The 542-nt window shown below is 73.2% G+C and carries 1 pseudogene; it reads right to left on the bottom strand.

The features are described from left to right. Positions 1-542 (bottom strand): annotated as a pseudogene (locus PSU4_RS31040) (ATP-binding protein); the annotation flags it as partial.

Below are 542 nucleotides of genomic sequence, written 5' to 3'. Positions count from 1 at the left end.
GCGGCGTCGTCGTGGCGGCCGAGGGCGGCGAGGGCGAGGGCTTCGTACTTGGGGCTGGAGTAGAGGCGGGCCTCGGTGAGGAGCGCGTCGGCGTGGTCGGGTTCCCATCGTGCGCGCATCTCGAGGTAGCGCATGGTGGCGCGGGGTTTGAAGGGCAGTGAGCGGTCGAGGGTGGGGGCGGCGGTGGTGACGAGGTCGGCGGCGGTGTCGTCGTCGCCGAGGAGGAGGTGGCAGTCGGCGAGGGCGAGAAGGGCGTGGAGTTCCTGTTCGAGTTCGAGTGCGCCGCCGCCGCGGCGGGCGAGGTCGACGGCTGCGTCGGCGTGGTCGCGGGCGCGGTGGGGGTTGCCGAGCTCTTGCCAGAGCCAGCTGGTCGCGGTCTCGATGCCGGCGCGGTAGAACCCGAGCTTCTCGGCGTCGATGAGGCGGCGGGCGTTGTCGAGGGCGCGGAGTGCGCCGGCGAAGTCGCCGGAGTCGCCGCGGGCGAGTGCGGTGAAGAAGAGGGTTTGGAGCAGGGGGCGGAACTCGCCGGTGCGGCGGCAGAG

It is taken from the genome of Pseudonocardia sulfidoxydans NBRC 16205, from assembly GCF_007989085.1.
GTDB lineage: Bacteria > Actinomycetota > Actinomycetes > Mycobacteriales > Pseudonocardiaceae > Pseudonocardia > Pseudonocardia sulfidoxydans.
The sequence above is the reverse complement of the archived record's forward strand: the minus strand, read 5'-3'. Positions and strand labels throughout refer to the sequence as shown.